Below are 19,850 nucleotides of genomic sequence, written 5' to 3' on the forward strand. Positions count from 1 at the left end.
ATAGTGATAAAATTTAAAAAGAGGAAGTACATTAAAATGACTTCCTCTTTTTTGCAGTTTTAATTAGTAGTTTTTATATAAAGAAGCTCTGTTTAGACATAGGGGAATTTAGACAGTTAAAATATGGTATAGTTCATCAAGTTTTTGTATTTGATAGGTTGGAATGATATTAGTATCATTTGGTAGTATTTCAGGATTGATCCAGCATGAATCAATACCTGATAAATAGCCTCCTTTAATATCTGCACTTAAAGAATCTCCTATAATTATTCCCTTTTCTACAGAGAAATTAGGAATTCGAGCAAAGACATAATCGAAAAACTCCTTCTGTGGTTTTTGGAAACCAATTTCGTCTGATACGAATATTTCCTTAAAAAAAGGATATAAACCAGAATCTTTTAAACGTTTGTGTTGTGTTTCTGAGTCCCCATTCGTGACAATATACAAATCAAAATGATTATGCAAATGATTAATTAATTCAAAGGCTCCATCAACTAACTGATGTCCTTCTCTAAGGTATTTGCGATATTTGCTTTCCAATAATGCCCCATCAACTTCACGCCCGTATTCTTTAAATAGTCGTGAATGGCGGGTATTCATTACAGTATCACGATCAATTTTGCCCTCCTCGAATAAACGCCAAAGACTTTGATTGATTTTTTTATATTGATCTTTAACTTCAATAGTTAAAGGAAAATCTTGATCTTTAAAGAGCAACCGTAATGCTTCCTCTTCAGCTGCACTAAAATCTAATAAAGTATTATCCACATCAAATAATAAAGTCTGATATTTTCTCATCATTACTTCTCCATTTCTATGTTGATATAGTCACCTTAGCTGCAATAAATACTTAATCTATTTTATTATACATTAGATTTCAGATGGGGTCAGACCCCCACTTCTTTAAAGCGGTGAAGTGGTGGGGGTCTGACCCCCTATCTAAAGTCATGTTTAAATTCCTTTAAATAGTAATTTTGTAATATTTACAATATTTTTACAAAAATGTATGATTATTTTGCGTGTTATTCTGGTTTTTTAAGGGGGAGGTAGGGAATACACAGGAAGTTTTGTTAGAACGGCAAGAAAGCCTACAATACGAGGAGGAATTTTAATGAAAAAAATTTTATTATCAAGTATTTTGGCTGTTGGTCTTGTAGTATCTTCTGTTCCAAGTGTATTTGCCGCAAGTGATGATATACCCTACTTAAACGATATCTTACAAATGCAGCCAGATGTTACTTCTGATGAGTTATTAGCTGATGTAGAATCTATTGCAAAAGAAACAGGAAATTCGCAGGAAGAAATTTTAGAACAAATTTATCAGGAACTTAAAAATGATGCTGATTTGGCGGAAAATGAAAATCGATTAAGTGGTGGTAGTGGTGGAACGGTAGCTGTAGGTACGAGTACGAAGGGGAATTTTTTCTATACAGATTCACAAACGGCTTATTTAAATCATGGTCATGTTGGATTGTATTATGCTAGCAGTACTATTGTTGAATCTGTACCGAGTGCTGGAGTTCGTAAAATATCTACTTCTAATCGCCTAGTGGATAAAGGTGGAGCTTGTGTAAAATCGGTCACTACTTCTACTGCTAATCGGAATGGTGCAGCGAATTGGGCTTATAGTCAGATAGGACAGAAATATTCTTATAACTTTGCTACTAATCGGTCAACCGGTCATAATGGAGCGAAAAACTGCTCTAAATTAATTTGGTCTGCATATAAATTAAATGGAAACTTAGATCTAGACAAGGATAAGGGATTAGGAGTGTACCCTCGAGATGTTCGCGATGCTCCTGGTACAAAACTAGTTCGTAATATATAAAGACAAAAGGCAATAAGTTAGGAAACGAAACTTATTGCCTTTTTCAAATAAATAGGGGGCTATAATGAAAAAAACAATCATAATACTATTGATTATCATATTTATCGCTTTAGTTGGAGGACTCATTTACTTTTTATTTTTTAATAAAAGCAGTAATCAAACACATATGATTGATAAGGAGAGTATTGAGCAAAAGGATTTCTTAGAGGATAAACAAGCTGTTTTATATTTTTCATCAACGATTGATCAAGATACAGATAATAAAGGGGTAAGTTATGCTGTATTTATTGAGGATAAAGGCAACGCCGTTGGATATAAAATGAAAAGCTTAGAACTAGGGACAATTGCGAAAAATAAGCATGATATTATGCTGGTCGACAAGAACAAAATTCGGCTCGTCGGAGAATCGTATCGAGAGTTTAAGATGAAGCAGGAACAGCATACGGGGGAAAGAACTGGATATTTAGAACAACCAAATTTATATTTTAGTATTTTTAATACGGGTGTAAACAATGAAAGAGGGATAGATGGATACGACTCAAATGTGTTATTTGGGAATAAGAATGGATTTCAGAAAGGAAACATTCCGCATTATATTTTAGCATCTGGTGTGGACAATAATGAGGTCATTCTATTAACGAATGATATTGAGAAGGAATATGAATTTCGAAGGGTCTTGTTTACGAATGATGATTTAAAGGTGCAGGACATTGTCCAGTTAAAAAATGAAGAAGGCTTGGACTATGCAAATTTATCCCCTATTGTAGCTGACGAAAATTATTATTATATTGTTCTTAGTGAATTTATTAATGATACTAATGAGAACACTGTACTTTTCCGGATCAATAAAGAAACATTGGATCAAGAAAAAGTAAATTTGGCTACATATCGAAATAATAATAATTTATATGCAACGGTGCCGTTTAATCCGAAAAATTCTGCTTATGTATATGGTAATGAATTTTACTATATAAATGGACTGGGAGAGGTTTTTTCCTTTGACGCAAAGACGCATAAGGTGAAAATAAAATTTAACATTACAAACGCCTCAAAAGATGGGATAAGGCATAATGAAGGAACCTATTTCGAAGATGGTCAATTGTATGTAATGAGATATAATGAAAAACGAGAAAATCACTATTATATAGAACAATATTCTCTAAACACCGGAGAAAAAATAAAGGAAATTAAGATTAATGGATTAGAAGAAATCCTATCATCAGTAAAAGGAAAAACCATTCATGCTTATGATTTTAAGATGTTAAAGTAGTGGGGGTCAGACCCCCACTACTTTACAGCGGTAATGGAATGGGGACTGTCCCCTCGGTTTGAGGGTGAATTGAACGAGGGTAAATGGTGTTGGGTTCGTCTTTTGTACAAGTAGGATTTGTTGACTTAGAAGGTAAAACATACAATAAACAAGCGAGTGGGGAAGGGGATTATGGCTAATTATTTAGCAATCGATATTGGTGGTACCTTTATTAAATATGCATTCATGGATGATAAAAAGGGCTTGTATGGTCATCAGCAAATAGAAACGAAGGAAAATATCGATGATGCGATTCTTAAACAAATTGAAGCAATCATAGCATCATCACTTCAGCATACATCTATTCATGGTGTAGGAATCAGTACTGCAGGAATTGTTGATCGGGTGAAGGGAGAAATCATCTACGCTGGTCCTACAATTAAGCATTATAGAGGCACTGAATTTAAGCGTAGACTTTTTGAAATTTTTCAGCTCCCTGTGCATGTAGAAAATGATGTAAACGCTGCGCTTCTAGGGGAAATTTGGCAGGGAGCTGCAAAAAAACAAAATCAAGTATATTGTATAACTTTAGGAACTGGGATTGGTGGTGCATATTTTCATCATCACATCATTGATGGCTTTCATCACCAGGCAAATTCTGTCGGATATTTATTATTCGATCCGATGACAAAAACAAATTATGAAATGAGAGCGTCCACTTCTGCTTTAAATAAAGGAATAAAAGAGGAATTTGGTGAAGGAGTATCTACGAAAGAAGTGTTCACTAGAGCTAAACAAGGAGATGTTCTATGTGTCTCCATTATAGAAGATTGGAGCAAGGAAGTAGCCAAGGGTTTAGCACAAATCATTTTATTAATTGATCCTAAGTGCATTTTAATTGGAGGAGGAATCTCTCGCCAAGGTGACTATTTATTACACCATATACAAAAACAACTTCACCTATTTTTACCTGATGATTTTCTGAAAACTGAGCTCAAAACTGCGCAGCTCTACAATGATGCTGCATTATATGGTGCGGTTTATCCGTTTTTTAAAGAGTAATAGGGGGTCTGACCCCCACTCCGTTAAAGCGGTGAAGCAATGCTTCTCCACCAGATTGGTGAGTGTTTCACTAGATTGTCCACATTTAATTAGGGGAATAATTTGTAATTTCTTTTATAAAAAAACTTCATATTTCCACGTTGTAATCTTCAAATTTCACCGTCATCCTCTTTCTATTAAATTTTTTTGTAAAAAAGTCTATTGTTTTGTTGACGTTACTTGAATGTCAAACGATTTTATCCACAAACTAAACAAAATAGGAACGCTTTATAGGAGGTAGCTATGAAAGCAAGTGATGTTCTTGTTCAATGTTTAGAAAATGAAGGGGTAGAATATGTTTTTGGTATTCCAGGGAAAGAAACTTTGGATATCGTTGATTCCTTAGCAAGGTCAACCAAAATTAAATTTATCAATGTACGTCATGAGCAAGGTGCTGCCTTTATGGCGGATGTTTACGGGAGATTATCTGGAAAAGCTGGGGTCTGCTTGGCAACCCTGGGACCTGGCGCAACCAATTTATTGACCGGGATCTCTAGTGCAAATCTGGATCATTCTCCTGTTGTTGCATTAACAGGACAAGCTCCTTTTGAAAGACAGCATAGTGAATCTCATCAGTATGTAGACATTGTAAAAATATTTGAGCCTATAACAAAATGGTCCACCCAAATCAAAGAGTCCCAATCCATCCCTACCACCATTAGGAAGGCATTTAATATTGCAAACATGACAAAGCCGGGTTCTGTTGTGATTGAGCTTCCTGAGCACTTGGCTACACAGGAGATCCCGAACAAGCCACTACCTGTAAAAATGATTCCTCCAACCATCCCAATTAATGAGATATTTCAAGATGCATTGGCTGTGATACGAAAATATAAAAAGCCGTTTATTTTGATAGGCAACGGGGTAGTAAGAGAACAAGCTGCAAATGAGCTACTAACGTTTATTGATGCTTTACAATCACCTGCTGCTCATAGTTTTATGGCAAAAGGAGTCTTGGCAAAAAAACACCCGCAAAATTTCTTTACGTTTGGATTTAGTGAGCAGGATCTTGTTTTACAAGGAATTGAGGAGGCAGATCTCTTAATTGTCATTGGTTTTGATTTTGTAGAAGCACTTCCAAAGGAGTGGAATAAAAAGAAGCTCCCTGTTCTACATATTGATTCAATGCCTGCAGAAAATAATGAATATTATCCAGTGGAAGTGGAATTAATCGGAAGTATTAAGCACATATTGCAGCAATTGAACCAGTTTAATATCGAAAAAAAGGCATGGGAACCTTTTGGAAACTTACGGGAAAAAATTAAACAATCCTATTACATTGGTCAGAAAATATCTCAAGTCTCTCCATTATTAACAATTGAAAATATGTTGGCGGTTATTGAGGCACAATGTGTGGAGAATACAATTGTTATTTCTGATGTTGGTTCACATAAAATATCAATTGCTCGAACCTATCAGCCGAAGCAACCAAATCGATTAATTCTTTCAAATGGACTTGCTTCCATGGGCATTGCTATACCAGGTTCTATTGGAGCGAAATTAGCTTGCCCTAACGATCCCGTAATTTGTATTACAGGGGATGGAGGGGCATTAATGAATATGTCTGAAATTGAAACTGCGAAACGGTTAGGTCTTTCTTTCATCATCATCATTCTTAACGATTCTATATTGAAATTGGAACAGGTGATGATGAATAAAAAGTTTGGTGAGAGCTTTGGGGTATCCTTTAGTAATCCGGATTTTGCCCAGCTTGCAGAAAGTTTCGGAGTGAAAGGGAAAAAAATAACAACTTTCAAGGATTTTGAAGAAAGCTTGAAAAAAGTCATTGAATCGCCAGAGGAGTTATGTTTATTTGATGTTTGCGTAAATAATTAGGACGAGGGGTCAGACCCCCACTTCTTTAAAGCGTTAAAGTTTAAATCATTGAGTTCGGAAATTTTTTCACCATAAATTAACCCAATCTCCATCCATAACCAACTATATAAGAAAGAAAAAATGAAGATACAAATGCCAGTATAAATAGACATAATATGAGAAATGGCGGGTCCGAGAACGGGGAAATTAAACACATATAGTAGTAAACAAATGCCAATAGTTAAGGAACATGCGCCAAAGAAGATGATGCTTAATCGTTTGGCAAAGAGATTAAAAGCAATTCCCAAACCAAGTCCTAATAATCCGGTGGTAAAAGGGAAAATGACAAGTTCACTGGGCTGAAGGAATAGAAGTAATAAATTGGTAAATAAATATGTCCACCATCCAAAAGGGATGTTGAGCATGGAACAAAAAAGAATGGGAGCTGTTGCGAAAGGGCTAATAAAATAACCGACTCCTGGTATAAAACCACCAGCAGATTGCAATATTGAAGTAATGATGGAAAATAGAGAAATTAATAGAAACTGCTTAAGCTTAGATACGCGTCGGTAAGCAGTTTGATAAACTTGCAGCATATCATTCACTTTAGAAAAAAAATACACATTAACACACCTCGTTTACATATTTAATTCAATCTTTCCATGTTTTCAAGTGACCTGATCAGATATGTAAACTAGTTGCAACAGCTACTTATGTGAAAACACTACTATAGTATATTAACGATTAAAAGTATTTGTGTATGAGGGGGTCAGACCCCCACTACTTTAATACGTTAAAACAGTGGGGGTCTGACCCCAAAATAGGAGCAGATAATGAAAAATAAAAGAAGGATGATTCCATCGTTGTCGTCGAATTCGGTTTTTTTAGGGATTTTGCTGGCGATTGTTGGTGGGTTTTTGGATGCTTATACGTATGTGAGTAGGGATGGAGTTTTTGCGAATGCTCAGACGGGAAATATGGTTCTTTTGGGAATAAGGGCTGCACAAGGGGAGTGGAAGGAGACGGTGCGATTTATTCCCCCTATTCTAGCTTTTATTCTCGGTGTTTTAGTGGCTGAAACGGTTAAGATTCCACGCGTACGGGCAATCGTGTATAGTTATCGACGCTTTGTATTAATTTTGGAATGTATCGTTCTATTCATCGTTGGAGCATTGCCTGAAAGTGTACCCAATATGGTTGTAACCGTATGTATCGCATTTGTCTCATCGATGCAGATTTCCACATTTAATAAGCTGGATAAATGGAACTATAATTCGACAGTAACTACAGGAAATCTTCGTACTGCAACACAAGCAGCATACTCAGCAATCGTTGAACGTGATCAGGAAGCGAAAAACCAGTTTAAAGAATTCATTTCAATTATTCTTTGTTTCCTCCTTGGTGCATTAACAGGAACATATTTGACTATGCATATAGGGGATCGAGCTATTTGGATTGCCTCCGCCCTACTCATTATCTCTATTCTCCTGTATCACAGTCATAAAGGATATTTTAGAAGGAGTAAAAAAGCAATGAAATTGGATGAAAGATGATCTTAAATTGGATTCGGCAAGTATACTTAATTTATTATTAAAGCTATGTTAAAGAGTAATGTTGATTTTGAATATAATAAAGGGAACTACATTATATTTAAAGTTCCCTTTTTCTATTTAACCTCCCGTTAACAGAAGAACTCGTGTCGAAGAATACTCATTCTTAAACGGTCAACAAATTCACCATTTCTTAATCTGTCTTGTCTCAATATACCTTCCTCAACGTACCCAATTCTCTTATAAGACTTTATTGCCTTTTCATTATCAACTTCTACTCTTAGCCAAATCTTGTTAAGGTCTAATTCATTAAAACCCCATTGAAGCATCTCTTTCATTGCGGAGAACCCATAACCTTTACCCCAGTAGGTTTTATCACCTATTGCTACTCCTAATTCGGCGTGTTTATTGAGTTTATCTATGTTTTTCAAATCTATCCAACCGATATGCATTCCTTCTTCTGTTACGATGGCTTTTTGTTCATATCCGTTTGTTTTGTTAATGCACATTTTAATCCAACTCTTAGTTTCTTCTTTACTAAAAGGTGGATATTTCTCTGGCATATTTAAATGCTTTGTGACTTCTTTATCAAGACACCATCGAAAACGGTCATCAACATCATTTAGAGTTAATTCTCTTAAATAGACTTTCGGTAATTCAGTTGTTTTCATTCTCTTTCCCCCTGTTGGTTTATTCTATTTTTAAACTTTGTCTATATGGAAAATTCTGATAATCAGAGTTTATCATAGGTAGTATCAGTTGAGAACAAGCAGCTTTTAAAAATCATCTTACTAACCGTTGTATCATCATTTCGGTGTTTAATTTGGTCTAAAATTGAAACCAACTCAAATAATGGTCGAGGTATTTGGTAGCCACGCCATTAAACCGATTTAGCCAGACTTTCAAGCGACTGTATTCACAATTTGAATATGGTAAACACCCTGGATTCGCTCCTTACCATCTGAATCAGTAATGCTCAAGTCCTTTTTCTCTTGCGTAGGTCATAAATGCCCGCCACGCATCTGTACAAAGAATATTGTTAGGAGACAACTTAGAGCCGATTGCTTCTTCCAAACGGGTTTTCACAATCCGTCCCTGACCAACCACTTTAGAATATGTTATTTTCTGACGGTCTCTTGCTACAAGAACAAAGACTTGTTCCTTGCTAATGCCTCGTTGTGATAATGAGCCACCACTTTTACGAGCTTTTCAACCCTCTATTTTCCTTTTTCCCCCTTTCCGAGTACAGAAAATATGTCTCGTCCATTTCAACGATACCTACAAATTGTTCAAAGTCCATCTCTTTAAATGGTGAAAGGAGTTTGTGTCTCCAATAGAATAATGTTAAATAATGAACCTCTAATAGCTGTAAAGAATAGCCTTCTTATCATACACTGTACAAATTCCAACCATTTGTGTGGCAGGTGAGTACGATAAAGAGGAGTATTCGTCATATCAGTAAAGGTCTTTCCACAATCCTTGCATCGGTAACGCTGACGTTCCAATGTTTGACTGCCCATCTTTACGTTATATTTACCGAAACGAATAGCGTTATTAGAATGGCAATGAGAGCAGGTAAATCCATCTTTATGCTTTCGTTTGGAACCTCTTTAAATACAGGTTCGCTTCCCGAATAGGATGCCAAAAAGTTTACAAAAAACTCTTTAAGGTGGTATTGGTCTGCCGTACTCAACTTTTTGATTTCTTGAATGATGTCCTTCAATGCCATCCCTTACAACTCGCTCTCGTCTAATTTCATACATTTATTATAGAACAAATGTTCTTTGTAATTGAATATCAACAGAGTTATTTAACATAGCTATCATTAAAAAGAACAATATAGATCCCAGTCATTTCATTTATATATGAAGATGGTATATTTATTATGAACCATAAAATCATCCTTTTTAGTTTTGAGGAGTTGAAAATGTTGACTAGGGATTTTTTTAATGATGTTAGTGAAAAGAATCAAGTAAAAAAAGCTTTGTACAAGCTGATACATAAAAAGGATTCCATCTCAAAAGTAGAGTTGCTTCATCGATTTCATGTACCTAATACGACGATGACCCGGATGGTTGCAGAGCTGGTAAAAAGGAAGCTAATTCGGGAATGTGGCGTTGCTGAATCAAATGGTGGAAGACCATCTGTTCTGTATGAGGTAGTCCCTGATGCTGGGTACTTAGTGGGAGTTGAAATTGCGAGAACGCATGTGGGAATCATGTTATTTGATTTGAGCTTTAAACCGGTCGGAGCAGATCAGTTTATGATTACAAATAAACATACACCTGAAGTGACCATTAAATTAATTATAGAAGGAATTGAACATCTTTTAACACAGTATCGTGTCGATCCATTGTTAGGGATTGGAATTGGGGCAGTGGGTCCAATTGATCGAAAAAATGGAGTAATAATCAATCCTAGTGCATTTCCAGCAAAGGGTTGGCTCAATATCCCTATTGTGAGCATGCTAAAGGGTCATTTTGATGTTCCAGTTGTTCTGAATAATGGGGCTAATACAGCCGCTCTAGCTGAGTATCACGCAAATCAATCATTACAGGGAGAAAGTCTATTATATTGTATAAGTGGCTATGGTATACGCTGCGGATTTATTAAGGAGGGCCAATTATTCTATAATACACAAGGAGCGGCAAGCACATTCGAACATATAACGATTCAAGCAGATGGTAGACCGTGCTTATGTGGGAATAAGGGATGTTTAAGCTCGTATGTAACTTTCGGCGCGTTGTTTGACAGGATGAAAGAGAAAGGAATTTCTCCTTCTTTGGATCAATTATTAAATAGTAAGGATCCTGCTGTGAAGGAGATCATTTTAGAGTCAGCACGTTATTATGGAATCGGAATTGCAAATATGATCAATGCTTTGCACCCTGATACTGTATTACTGCATGGTAAATTAATTTATCATGATCGTAAGTATTATGAAGAGGTAGTGCGAGTGGCGAGAAACCATACATGTATGAAGGAAATTAGCATTAAAAAGGGATCATTTGGGGAGAAGGCAACATGTTTAGGAGCTGCTATATTCGTATTTGATCAATTTTTTAATGAATAAAGTATGTAGGATATTATTTGGACACTTTTGTCCATTTTGGTCAAAAGTGTGATAACATGTGGATAGTAAAATGAAAATAGAAAGCTGGGATTGGATGAAAAAAAATTGGTCCTTACTTTTTCAATTGTTCTGGGTGTTTTTTAAAATTGGACCAGTTACATTTGGAGGCGGCTATGCCATGATTCCTTTAATTGAAAGGGAAGTGGTGAAAAAGAGGAAATGGGTAGAAATTGAAGAAGTGTCTGATATGTTTGCCCTTTCAGGTACGGCTCCCGGTGCAATCGCAGTGAATGCAGCCACATTTATTGGCCATAAGATTGCAGGGGTACGTGGAGCAATTGCTGCAATGATTGGAGTTTTACTTCCAACCTTTCTCATTGTGATGCTTCTTAATATTATTTTTGTTTCTTTTGAAGGAAATCCTCATGTAAAAGCAGCGTTTTTAGGGATCAGAGCAGCAGTTGTAGCTTTGATAGCTTATGCGGCAATCAAAATTGCACGAACTTCCATCCTTGATAAATCTACCTTCATCTTAATGATTGTGATGGTCATTATGATGCTTGTATTCCATTGGCATCCTATTTTTGTTATTGTTACAGGTGCATTATTGGGAATTATGATTGTAAAAGTCAAGGAATTAATGAATATACCGGTTCGATTAGACCACAATCCAGAAAAAAACAAAGAATCTATATATGACGTACCGAATGAGGAAATGAGGACGTAGGAGGAATACTATGTTATTTTCATTATTTACCCTATTCCTATTAATTGGAGCCGTTTCATTTGGTGGGGGTTACGCAATGATCCCAGTAATAGGGGCAGAGGTAACAAAAAAAGCATGGTTAACCACAACTGAATATACCGATATCGTTGCTCTTGCGGGAATGACACCAGGATCCATTGCATCAAACAGTGCCACAGCGGTTGGATATAAGGTTGCAGGAATTCCTGGGGCTATCGTATCATCAATCGCCATCACTCTTCCATCGATTATTTTTGTATTAATCATTGCTCTGTTTTTTTATAAAATTAATCAAAATAAACTTTTGCAATCTGCATTCTATGGATTGCGCCCGATTGTAACAAGCTTGATTATTTATGCAGCCATTCATTTTGCTATAGAAAACGGCGTGATTTCACTCCATGTATCTTGGCACATGGTCAGTTTATTTCTCCTCTTTCTTGCATCATTAGTGGGCCTGTCCTATTTCAAAATACATCCAACTCTTGTTATATTATTCGCGGGGATTATTGGAATAATCATTTTTTGATAGATTGCTAAGATCATGAAAAATGGTTGTAGTACATATTAAAGCAGTGGGGGGTCTGACCCCCACTGCTTTAAAGTATAAAAGTATACCTCGTTTCACACGGACTTATTCCAAAGATATTCGTATTTGAAGTGCAGCTTTCCGTCTTTTAGTGAAATGCGGTAGAGATTTCCAGCGCTTTGTATAAATAGATCATTATTCTCGATATATCCCATGACTTCATTATTGGTTTCGACAGTTGTCGACCAATTTATTTTTTTACTTTGAAGGTTCACTTTTGAAAGGGTAAGTGACTGTTCATTCCGTTTTGTTTGATAGGATATATAGGCAATGGATTCTTTTGAATCATAAGCTAAGATTGATAGATTAATAAAATGACTATTGATTTCATTCAAAGTATTCATAAGTTCTTTTTGATCATTCTCATTGGCGGAAGACACAGGCAAACTGCCTTTTTGAAAAAATGAATGATCGAAGGTATGATCATTAACAATTTTTTTATAACTGTCGTCTTCCTTTAAAGTATAGTTTTGTAGATCCAGTTTGTAATAGTGATTATCTAACCCATAGATGTACATATCTTTCTTTTTATCGATAAAATAATCAGTAAACTCATAACTTAAATTACCTTTTAATTCAGGAACTTTTTGATAGAGTTCTTTTTCTGTCATCGTTTCTTTTCCGGTCAATAGGTCTATAAAGGAAAGCTTCTTTTTCTTTGGATTTATGACAATCATTTCATTATTGGTTTGACCAAGTACATAGTCTTGCCAGTTTGATTTTTTTGTCCATTCTTTTATTCCTGTATCGCTATTAACGGCGATAAATTCAAAGGATGATACACTAGTCGAAATGCCATTCGATTGTCCATTGGGGACTTTTACGGAAACCTTGTTTACAACCAAGGATTTCCCATTTTTTTGTATAGTTAATGTCGGAGATTCGGCTTTGACATCAACATGACGACCAGCCCCATTAAAAATTAATAGGACAAAAGATCCAACTGTAAAATAGATAATCAGCAAGATCCCTAATAGTGAAAATCCACGCCTAAAACTTCCTTTACCAGCCAGTTTATTTTTTATCATTCGGTATAGCCAAAATGAGATTAATATAAATAATATAAAATAAAGAATCCCCACTACAAGATCAAAGAAAAACCAACCCCTTAAAAACCAACCTTTAAACAGGTTAATGAAAAACATAAAGCATCCCTCCTTGTACGAGGATATTATATCAAAAGGGGTCAGACCCCCACTACTTTAAAGCGGTGGGGGTCTGACCCCTTAGTTCTTTCTTCATAGGCATTTAGTCTATTACTATAATTTACATTAAATAGGTATGATGGTGGTATATATCCATTTTTCTATATGGGAAAATAAAGGGGACATTTACTATGAAGAAATTTTTTTATGGGATGATGTTATTAACTTTACTGTTAGCTGCATGTTCGAAGGATGCTTCGCAACAGCAGGAGACAGAGAAAGGGAAGAAACAACCCGCCGAACCGAAGCAAGAAGAAAAATTAGCAAATGAATATAAACCAAAGGAAGTAAAGTATTTTGATATTAAGATGCCTGATCGTGAGTTATCAGAGATGGAAAAAGAGTTATTGCGATATCCTGGGAAGTATAGCGGCGATCAATATGATGAGGAAAAAGTTAAAGAAGCGCTAGATCAATTGCCTGAGGATTTAACGAAGGAAGAGTATATGGAGGAGTTAAAGTTTTTATTAACAGAGGATTATCATAAAGAAATGGAAACATTACTTAACTTTAATTCAAATGTTGATGTTTCTGTTGATCGACCAGATGAGACAGTTAACATACCTGGTATGAGAACAGCACATTATGCAATTTTAATAGATGCTAGTGGTAGTATGAATGCCTCTGTTGGAGGTAAAACAAGAATGCAAGTAGCAAAGGAGGCTGTTCTTGAATTTGCTGAACAAATTCCGGAGAACGCAACTATTTCAATGCGTGTGTATGGTCATAAAGGTTCTGGAAGTGATTCAGATAAAAAAATGTCATGTAGCAGTTCGGAAAATTTGTATAGTGGGCGTTTTGAAAAGTCAAAATTTAACCAGTCATTAAATAAAGTAAAACCTGCAGGCTGGACGCCTATTGCTCTCGCATTAGAAAAGGTAAAAGAGGACATTCCAGAAAATACAGATGATATGATTGTATACGTAGTAAGCGATGGGATTGAGACTTGTAATGGTGATCCAGTAAAAGCGGCAAAGGATTTAGTTACATCTGATATTCAAACTGTTGTAAATATTATTGGGTTTGACGTAGATAATGAAGGACAAAAATTATTGGAAAATGTTGCGAGTGCTGGAAATGGTGAATTTACGTATGTGCAATCTGAACGTGATTTGAAAAGGTATTTAAGAGCCCAGTATGAAGAAATCCAGCAGGCTTGGCTGGACTGGAAAGAAGAAGGAAAAGCAAAGTCATTAGAAATAAAAGAAGAGAAAAAAGCATTAGCTCAAAGTACAAAAGAAAGCATGAAGGAAAAGAGTACACGTGAAAAAGAACGGATGAAGCTAGCAAGGGAATATTTAAAAGAAAGATTTGATGATTATGATCATCCTACTCGCCAACTATATTCTGATATAGTCGATTATGGAAATGAAAAATGGCAATATGCCGTTGACACAGGCAACCTCATGTGGAGAGAAAGCGTAGATAACGGAAACGATGAATGGAGAAAATTCGTCGATGAAGGAAACAAAAAAATTAGTGAAACAATTGATAAGAAAAATGGAAATTAGGGGGTCAGACCCCCACCGCTTTAAAGTGATAAAGAAACCTGTAGGAAAGTTGCGATCTACAGGTTTTTATATATTAATAACGGCTTTCGTTTAATTGCTCGAATTTTAAGAAGGATATTAGCTAATTCTATCGAATATTTCTAAGTAGAAAAATAAGAAAGGAAGTGAAAAGAGTGGCTAGAAAGCCTCGTATTTGGTTTGAAGGGGCGATGTATCATATTACGAGTAGGGGGAACCGACAATCTGCATTATTTTATGATAATAAAGATCGAGTGGTTTATTTAAAACTATTAGAAGAAGTTCGAAGTTATTATCCATTTATTCTTCATTCATATTGCCTAATGACCAATCATATTCATCTCCAATTAGAAACCATCAAGCATCATCCTCAGTATATAATGCAAATGCTCAATTCCAGATATGCCATTTATTTTAATAAGCGTCATGAACTTGTAGGACATGTTTTTCAAGGGCGCTATGGTTCAGAAATCATTGATTCGATCGTTTACCAATTAGAGGTGAGCAGATATATCCATTTAAATCCTGTTGATGCGAAAATAGTTCACGCCCCTGAAGATTATCGGTGGAGCAGCTATGCAGCTTATACTTCAAATAATACAAATCCGCATGTCACCACTAGTAAAATATTATCCTACTTTTCTCACCCACAAAAAGAAAATTACCGTAAGTACGTTGAGATAAAAAAAGATCTATTGAAATCACTTTAACACTTTAAAGAAGTGGGGGTCAGACCCCCAAGAAGTTACTGATTTTAGCTATGGTGATTCCTGCGTTTTGGAGGGAGGTGGAGATGTATTTGGCGAATTGTAATGCGTTTTGGCCGTCGCCGTGAATGCATACGGTGTGGGCTTGGATTGATACGTCCACTCCTTGTAGTGATTTTACTTTTCCTTCTTTCACGATGCGAATGACTTGGTTTACTGCTACTTCTTGATCGTGGATTAGCGCATTTTCTTCTCGTCTAGATGTTAAGGAACCGTCTTCTTGATAGGTTCTGTCGGAAAATACTTCACTTGCAGAGCGGAGACCAATTTTTTTTCCAGCTTTAACGAGCTCTCCTCCCGCTAATCCAAAAAGAATCAATTCAGGATCAACTTTATAGATTGCTTCAGCGATGGCCTCGGATAAAGATGGACTTTTTGCAGCCATATTATATAGGGCACCATGAGGTTTTACATGTTGAAGTTTTCCGCCTTCAGCTTTGGTAAAAGCGTAAACGGCGCCAATTTGATAAACAATCAGATCATAGGCTTCTTGTGGAGAAATATCCATCGTTCTTCTACCGAAGCCTACTAAATCTGGCAAACCAGGATGAACGCCAATCCCTACATTGCGTTCTAAAGCCATCGTCACTGTTTTTCTCATTGTAGTGGGGTCTCCTGCATGGAACCCACAAGCAATATTGGCAGAAGTAATATAATTAAGAATTTCCTCATCTGTTCCCATTTTGTAAGCTCCAAAGCTCTCTCCCATATCACAATTTAAATCAATCATAGACATGTTTATACCACCTCTTTAAATTTAAGTAAAATTCCTTTTTTAAGCTGTTGTATTTCTTTTTCCTTTTCTATTAGAAGATGAAAAGCCTGTTCAATTGTTATTTCAGAAAATCGAAGCTGATCCCCTGGTTTCATCTGTGCTAATCGTGGTAAATCGACAGAAGCTACCTGTCCGATTTTTGGATAACCACCAGTTGTTTGTCTATCAGCTAATAAAATAATGGGGTTTCCATCTGAAGGAACTTGGATCGTACCGAAATTGACAGCTTCCGATAAGATTTCTTGGGCATGCTCCAAAGATAATGGTTCTCCTTTTAAACGATACCCCATGCGATCTGATTGGGTTGTCACTTCAAATGTATTTGAGAAAAAATTCTTCCTGCTATCTTCCGTAAATAAATGGTATTGCCGTCCTTTTATGACTCGAATAGAAGCAGACTTTTTATTGTTTGGGATTAGTTCCGATGTGACAGACCATTCCATTTCAAAAAAATGATGAGTGTGTGCATCCAATTTACGCATGATTTTTGCAGAAATTTCATTTGGTAGACCAAAAGGAATTTGATCATCCATTTGTAATGAACGCCCATGAAAACCGCCGATTCCTGCCCTTAAGTAGGTTGATTTACTTCCCATGATGCTTGGAATTGAAAGTCCCCCGGCGATAGCAAGATTTGCCCGGCATCCAGACTTTAGTGAGCCAAAGCGAAGTTCGCTCCCTTTTTTTACGAAGATTGTTCGCCAAGGTCGAACAGGCTTTCCATTAATCATAGGGGAAAGATCACCACCGCAAATAGAAATTAGAGCATTCTCATCAAATTCAATTACTGGCCCCAGCATGGTTATTTCGATGGTAGGGGCATTTTCTTCATTTCCAACTAAAAAATTAGCGATTCGATGAGCAAAGGTATCCATCGCACCGCCAGCGATTACACCATATCGTTGAAAACCATGTCTACCTAAATCCTGTATGGTTGTTAAGAGTCCGGGCTTTTTAATAGTGATCATTTAGCAGCATCCTCCCATTCCAAGTATTCCTGATAACTAATAGGAGTAAAGCGAATTTTATCTCCCGCCTTTAATAGACTCGGAGATTCATCGTTTGGGCGAAATAAATGAATAGGGGTCCTCCCAATTAACTGCCAGCCTCCCGGGGTCTCAATTGGATAGATACCTGTTTGTTTACCGGCAATTCCTACTGATCTTTCAGGTATTCTTAATCGAGGGGAAGCGAGCCGTGGGGCAGCTATTTTTTCGGACATTCCCCCAATATAAGGGAAACCCGGTGCGAAACCGATCATGTAAACAATATAGTCCCCAGTTGAGTGGATGTGAATCACTTCTTCAGTTGTTAAGTCATTCAATCGTGCAACGGTCTCAAGGTCAGGACCTAATTCTCCTCCATAGCATACAGGAATATCTACTATCCTTGGCTCTTTTTCCACTCCTAACGTTAGTTTTGAAAGAAGAGACTCCAGCTGACGGCAAACATATGTGGATGGAAGTTCTGTTGATTGTCTTAATGCAGATGTGAGTTTAAAAGGGTCATAGTAAACAGTCACCGTTGTAAAGGCTGGGACATACTCTTCTACCCAATCTAATGGATGATCCTCAAAATACGCAGAAAGGACTTGAACTTTTTCATGGGTTAGCGTATTCATCTCTTGTCCCAATTCAATGATGATTGCGTTCTCTCCCATAGGATGTAAGTGATATTCCATTGGAACTGTCCCCTCCATAATCTTTTATACTTTTCTTTTATAATATAATATTTATAACCTTTTAACAATTCATGTTTTTTAATCTAATTTGTCTACTAAGATAAAATGATAAGAAGAATATGCCTATTTACATTGAATAACATCACTTTTTTTGGAAATGAAAAAATTTAAAATACTCTTTTCAGATTGATTTGATTTGTGATACAATTCTAACATTAGTAAATATATATACTAGAATAATATTTTGAAATACTTAAACATCTAGAGAGAAGGGATTATATGGTATTAATAGGAGTTGCCTTAATCATTATTGGATTTGCCTTTAGGTTGAATTCACTTGTAGTTGTGACCGTTTCGGGTTTAGTAACAGGATTAATTGCTGGGCTTCCGATAAAGGAAATCATTACACAATTTGGTGAGGCATTTACTACGAATCGCTATATGTCGATTTTAATCGTTACACTTCCTGTCATCGGTCTTCTTGAAAGAAGTGGATTACAGAATCAAGCAGGGCATCTTGTTTCAAAAATTAAAGCAGTAACTGTAGGGCGAATTTTAAATATCTATTTACTTATTCGTGAAGTAGGAGCTGCTCTTGGATTAAATAGTATTGGTGGCCATCCTCAAACTGTCCGCCCACTCATAGCACCAATGGCAGAAGGAGCTGCAGAGGCGAAATATGGTGAGGTTCCTGAAGAAGATCGCGAGGAAATTAGAGCACAAGCTGCCGCTGCAGATAATATTGGTCTCTTCTTTGGTGAAGATATATTTGTAGCCGTCGGTGCAATTTTATTAATGAAAGGATTTTTTGATCAAAATGGCATTGATGCGGACCCGATATCAATGGCGCTATGGGGAATACCGACAGCCATTTTTGCTTTCATTGTCCACTCTATAAGACTCTATCTATTTGATAAAAAGCTAGATCGCAAGTTAGGTTCAAAAATGAAGAAAGTTGATTCAGGCAGCAAGAAGGATGTGAACGTATGATTTTTTCAGTTGAGTTTATTTATATTGTAATGGGTATTATAGGTATCTGTTGTTCTTTGTATACTTTTTCTGATAAAGCTAATCCAAAGCGAATACAGTCAGGCTTATTCTATTTTCTTTATTCAATTACTCTATTATTTGGAAAAGTCATTCCACCCTTTTATATTGGTCTTATTGTTATCGTAATGGTTGTAATTGTTGGTATTGGTGGTCTTCGAAAAGGAGAGTATGGCGAAGCGACAGAACAAGAAAGAGAAATACGCCGCAAACGTTTAGGAAGCTGGCTTTTTCTCCCGGCTTTACTTATCCCTGTTGGTACGGTGATTGGTTCAAAAGTATTCGATAAGGTGAAAATTGGTTCTAAACAATTACTTGATCCATCAAACCCAACATTGGTTGCGCTCGGTCTCGCTTGTATTATTGCGATCATTGCTGCGCTGCTATTGACAAAAAGTACCCCTAAAACAGCAGTTAAAGAATCTCGCCGTCTGCTGGAGGCAGTTGGATGGGCTGTTGTCTTACCACAGCTATTGGCAACATTAGGAACAATTTTTACAAAAGCGGGAGTCGGCACTGTTGTGTCTGATGTGGTGACGAAGTTCATTCCTGAAAATTCTTTAATCTGGGTCGTCGTCGTATTTTGTATCGGAATGGCGTTATTTACAATGATTATGGGGAATGCCTTTGCAGCCTTCCCAGTCATGGCAGCTGGAATTGCCATCCCATTTCTGATTACAAAGTTTGATGCCAATCCGAATCAAATTGCTGCTATCTCGATGTTTGCGGGGTATTGTGGTACATTGATGACACCAATGGCAGCTAATTTTAATATTGTACCTGCTGCACTATTAGATTTAAAAAATAAAAATCATGTTATTCGTGTTCAAGTACCAACAGCATTGTTTGTTCTAGCATTTAATATTGTTTTAATGTATTTTCTAATTAAATAGGAG

19 protein-coding genes and 1 pseudogene are annotated in these 19,850 nt (G+C 36.4%); 12 read left to right on the top strand and 8 right to left on the bottom strand.

What is annotated here, in order from left to right; translation table 11 throughout:
• Nucleotides 1-108: 108 nt before the first annotated feature.
• Complete coding sequence (locus tag I5818_RS04030) at nt 109-798, bottom strand: YjjG family noncanonical pyrimidine nucleotidase (protein ID WP_209391932.1); 690 nt, start codon at nt 796-798, stop codon at nt 109-111.
• 313 nt (nt 799-1,111) lie between these two features.
• On the opposite strand from I5818_RS04030, the gene I5818_RS04035 reads away from it, so the two are divergent.
• The 4 genes from I5818_RS04035 to I5818_RS04050 all read left to right on the top strand — a co-directional run bounded on the left by I5818_RS04035 (nt 1,112) and on the right by I5818_RS04050 (nt 6,014).
• Nucleotides 1,112-1,828 (top strand): YiiX/YebB-like N1pC/P60 family cysteine hydrolase, encoded by a 717-nt coding sequence (locus I5818_RS04035; protein WP_078110446.1) that lies wholly within the window; start codon nt 1,112-1,114, stop codon nt 1,826-1,828.
• Between the two features lie 64 nt (nt 1,829-1,892).
• The gene (locus tag I5818_RS04040; RefSeq protein ID WP_078110447.1) at nt 1,893-3,098 is read left to right on the top strand and encodes a hypothetical protein; all 1,206 of its coding nucleotides are present in this window, start codon (nt 1,893-1,895) and stop codon (nt 3,096-3,098) included.
• A 171-nt stretch (nt 3,099-3,269) separates the two neighbouring features.
• A complete protein-coding gene (locus I5818_RS04045; protein WP_078110448.1) occupies nt 3,270-4,139 on the top strand; it encodes an ROK family protein in 870 nt (289 codons plus the stop codon).
• Between the two features lie 282 nt (nt 4,140-4,421).
• Entirely contained in the window at nt 4,422-6,014 is a 1,593-nt protein-coding gene (locus tag I5818_RS04050; RefSeq protein WP_078110449.1) for an acetolactate synthase large subunit, read from the top strand.
• Here the strand turns inward: I5818_RS04050 and I5818_RS04055 are convergent.
• Entirely contained in the window at nt 6,011-6,616 is a 606-nt protein-coding gene (locus I5818_RS04055) for a hypothetical protein (RefSeq protein ID WP_235849697.1), read from the bottom strand. The genes I5818_RS04050 and I5818_RS04055 overlap by 4 nt on opposite strands.
• Before the next feature lie 210 nt (nt 6,617-6,826).
• On the opposite strand from I5818_RS04055, the gene I5818_RS04060 reads away from it, so the two are divergent.
• Entirely contained in the window at nt 6,827-7,546 is a 720-nt protein-coding gene (locus I5818_RS04060) for a YoaK family protein (RefSeq protein ID WP_071974800.1), read from the top strand.
• 128 nt (nt 7,547-7,674) lie between these two features.
• Here I5818_RS04060 and I5818_RS04065 read toward each other — a convergent pair whose 3' ends face one another.
• On the bottom strand, nt 7,675-8,214 hold the full coding sequence (locus I5818_RS04065; RefSeq protein WP_078110450.1) for a GNAT family N-acetyltransferase: 540 nt from the start codon (nt 8,212-8,214) through the stop codon (nt 7,675-7,677).
• Nucleotides 8,215-8,276: 62 nt separating this feature from the next.
• Nucleotides 8,277-9,272: pseudogene (locus I5818_RS04070) on the bottom strand (IS1595 family transposase).
• A gap of 198 nt (nt 9,273-9,470) precedes the next feature.
• Here I5818_RS04070 and I5818_RS04075 point away from each other — a divergent pair.
• From I5818_RS04075 to I5818_RS04085, 3 genes are all read left to right on the top strand, one after another.
• Nucleotides 9,471-10,616 (top strand): ROK family protein, encoded by a 1,146-nt coding sequence (locus I5818_RS04075; protein WP_209391860.1) that lies wholly within the window; start codon nt 9,471-9,473, stop codon nt 10,614-10,616.
• A 70-nt stretch (nt 10,617-10,686) separates the two neighbouring features.
• Nucleotides 10,687-11,343: a chromate transporter gene (locus I5818_RS04080; RefSeq protein WP_235849699.1), complete on the top strand. Its 657-nt coding sequence runs from the start codon at nt 10,687-10,689 to the stop codon at nt 11,341-11,343.
• A gap of 10 nt (nt 11,344-11,353) precedes the next feature.
• Nucleotides 11,354-11,890 (top strand): chromate transporter, encoded by a 537-nt coding sequence (locus tag I5818_RS04085; RefSeq protein WP_078110452.1) that lies wholly within the window; start codon nt 11,354-11,356, stop codon nt 11,888-11,890.
• Nucleotides 11,891-11,985: 95 nt separating this feature from the next.
• Here I5818_RS04085 and I5818_RS04090 read toward each other — a convergent pair whose 3' ends face one another.
• Nucleotides 11,986-13,095, bottom strand: a complete 1,110-nt coding sequence (locus I5818_RS04090) for a PA2928 family protein (RefSeq protein WP_078110453.1) — start codon at nt 13,093-13,095, stop codon at nt 11,986-11,988.
• A gap of 191 nt (nt 13,096-13,286) precedes the next feature.
• Here I5818_RS04090 and I5818_RS04095 point away from each other — a divergent pair, with 191 nt between their 5' ends.
• A complete protein-coding gene (locus I5818_RS04095) occupies nt 13,287-14,666 on the top strand; it encodes a VWA domain-containing protein (RefSeq protein ID WP_078109170.1) in 1,380 nt (459 codons plus the stop codon).
• 173 nt (nt 14,667-14,839) lie between these two features.
• Complete coding sequence (locus tag I5818_RS04100) at nt 14,840-15,394, top strand: transposase (protein ID WP_078109171.1); 555 nt, start codon at nt 14,840-14,842, stop codon at nt 15,392-15,394.
• Nucleotides 15,395-15,413: 19 nt separating this feature from the next.
• Here the strand turns inward: I5818_RS04100 and I5818_RS04105 are convergent, their stop codons facing one another.
• Genes I5818_RS04105 through pxpB form a run of 3 tightly spaced genes read right to left on the bottom strand, consistent with a single transcriptional unit; the run spans nt 15,414 to nt 17,907 of the window.
• Nucleotides 15,414-16,187, bottom strand: a complete 774-nt coding sequence (locus tag I5818_RS04105; RefSeq protein WP_078109172.1) for a LamB/YcsF family protein — start codon at nt 16,185-16,187, stop codon at nt 15,414-15,416.
• 2 nt (nt 16,188-16,189) lie between these two features.
• Complete coding sequence (locus tag I5818_RS04110) at nt 16,190-17,194, bottom strand: 5-oxoprolinase subunit C family protein (protein WP_078109173.1); 1,005 nt, start codon at nt 17,192-17,194, stop codon at nt 16,190-16,192.
• Nucleotides 17,191-17,907 (bottom strand): 5-oxoprolinase subunit PxpB, encoded by a 717-nt coding sequence (gene pxpB, locus I5818_RS04115; protein WP_078109174.1) that lies wholly within the window; start codon nt 17,905-17,907, stop codon nt 17,191-17,193. The genes I5818_RS04110 and pxpB overlap by 4 nt, the downstream gene beginning before the upstream one ends.
• 279 nt (nt 17,908-18,186) lie before the next feature.
• On the opposite strand from pxpB, the gene I5818_RS04120 reads away from it, so the two are divergent.
• The gene (locus I5818_RS04120) at nt 18,187-18,897 is read left to right on the top strand and encodes a DUF969 domain-containing protein (protein WP_058004692.1); all 711 of its coding nucleotides are present in this window, start codon (nt 18,187-18,189) and stop codon (nt 18,895-18,897) included.
• A complete protein-coding gene (locus I5818_RS04125) occupies nt 18,894-19,847 on the top strand; it encodes a DUF979 domain-containing protein (protein ID WP_078109175.1) in 954 nt (317 codons plus the stop codon). The genes I5818_RS04120 and I5818_RS04125 overlap by 4 nt, the downstream gene beginning before the upstream one ends.
• The last annotated feature ends 3 nt before the right edge of the window (nt 19,848-19,850 follow it).

The sequence above is a fragment of the Heyndrickxia oleronia genome (assembly GCF_017809215.1).
In the GTDB taxonomy this organism is placed as follows: Bacteria; Bacillota; Bacilli; order Bacillales; family Bacillaceae_C; genus Heyndrickxia; species Heyndrickxia oleronia.

What these genes read in the sequence shown, in the direction of transcription:
- I5818_RS04030 (WP_209391932.1), bottom strand. Translation starts at nt 798, where the DNA reads ATGAGAAAATATCAGACTTTATTATTTGATGTGGATAATACTTTATTA.
- I5818_RS04080 (WP_235849699.1), top strand. Translation starts at nt 10,687, where the DNA reads ATGAAAATAGAAAGCTGGGATTGGATGAAAAAAAATTGGTCCTTACTT.
- I5818_RS04040 (WP_078110447.1), top strand. Translation starts at nt 1,893, where the DNA reads ATGAAAAAAACAATCATAATACTATTGATTATCATATTTATCGCTTTA.
- I5818_RS04120 (WP_058004692.1), top strand. Translation starts at nt 18,187, where the DNA reads ATGGTATTAATAGGAGTTGCCTTAATCATTATTGGATTTGCCTTTAGG.
- I5818_RS04045 (WP_078110448.1), top strand. Translation starts at nt 3,270, where the DNA reads ATGGCTAATTATTTAGCAATCGATATTGGTGGTACCTTTATTAAATAT.
- I5818_RS04085 (WP_078110452.1), top strand. Translation starts at nt 11,354, where the DNA reads ATGTTATTTTCATTATTTACCCTATTCCTATTAATTGGAGCCGTTTCA.
- pxpB (WP_078109174.1), bottom strand. Translation starts at nt 17,907, where the DNA reads ATGGAATATCACTTACATCCTATGGGAGAGAACGCAATCATCATTGAA.
- I5818_RS04075 (WP_209391860.1), top strand. Translation starts at nt 9,471, where the DNA reads ATGTTGACTAGGGATTTTTTTAATGATGTTAGTGAAAAGAATCAAGTA.
- I5818_RS04110 (WP_078109173.1), bottom strand. Translation starts at nt 17,194, where the DNA reads ATGATCACTATTAAAAAGCCCGGACTCTTAACAACCATACAGGATTTA.
- I5818_RS04125 (WP_078109175.1), top strand. Translation starts at nt 18,894, where the DNA reads ATGATTTTTTCAGTTGAGTTTATTTATATTGTAATGGGTATTATAGGT.
- I5818_RS04050 (WP_078110449.1), top strand. Translation starts at nt 4,422, where the DNA reads ATGAAAGCAAGTGATGTTCTTGTTCAATGTTTAGAAAATGAAGGGGTA.
- I5818_RS04095 (WP_078109170.1), top strand. Translation starts at nt 13,287, where the DNA reads ATGAAGAAATTTTTTTATGGGATGATGTTATTAACTTTACTGTTAGCT.
- I5818_RS04090 (WP_078110453.1), bottom strand. Translation starts at nt 13,095, where the DNA reads ATGTTTTTCATTAACCTGTTTAAAGGTTGGTTTTTAAGGGGTTGGTTT.
- I5818_RS04105 (WP_078109172.1), bottom strand. Translation starts at nt 16,187, where the DNA reads ATGTCTATGATTGATTTAAATTGTGATATGGGAGAGAGCTTTGGAGCT.
- I5818_RS04035 (WP_078110446.1), top strand. Translation starts at nt 1,112, where the DNA reads ATGAAAAAAATTTTATTATCAAGTATTTTGGCTGTTGGTCTTGTAGTA.
- I5818_RS04065 (WP_078110450.1), bottom strand. Translation starts at nt 8,214, where the DNA reads ATGAAAACAACTGAATTACCGAAAGTCTATTTAAGAGAATTAACTCTA.
- I5818_RS04060 (WP_071974800.1), top strand. Translation starts at nt 6,827, where the DNA reads ATGAAAAATAAAAGAAGGATGATTCCATCGTTGTCGTCGAATTCGGTT.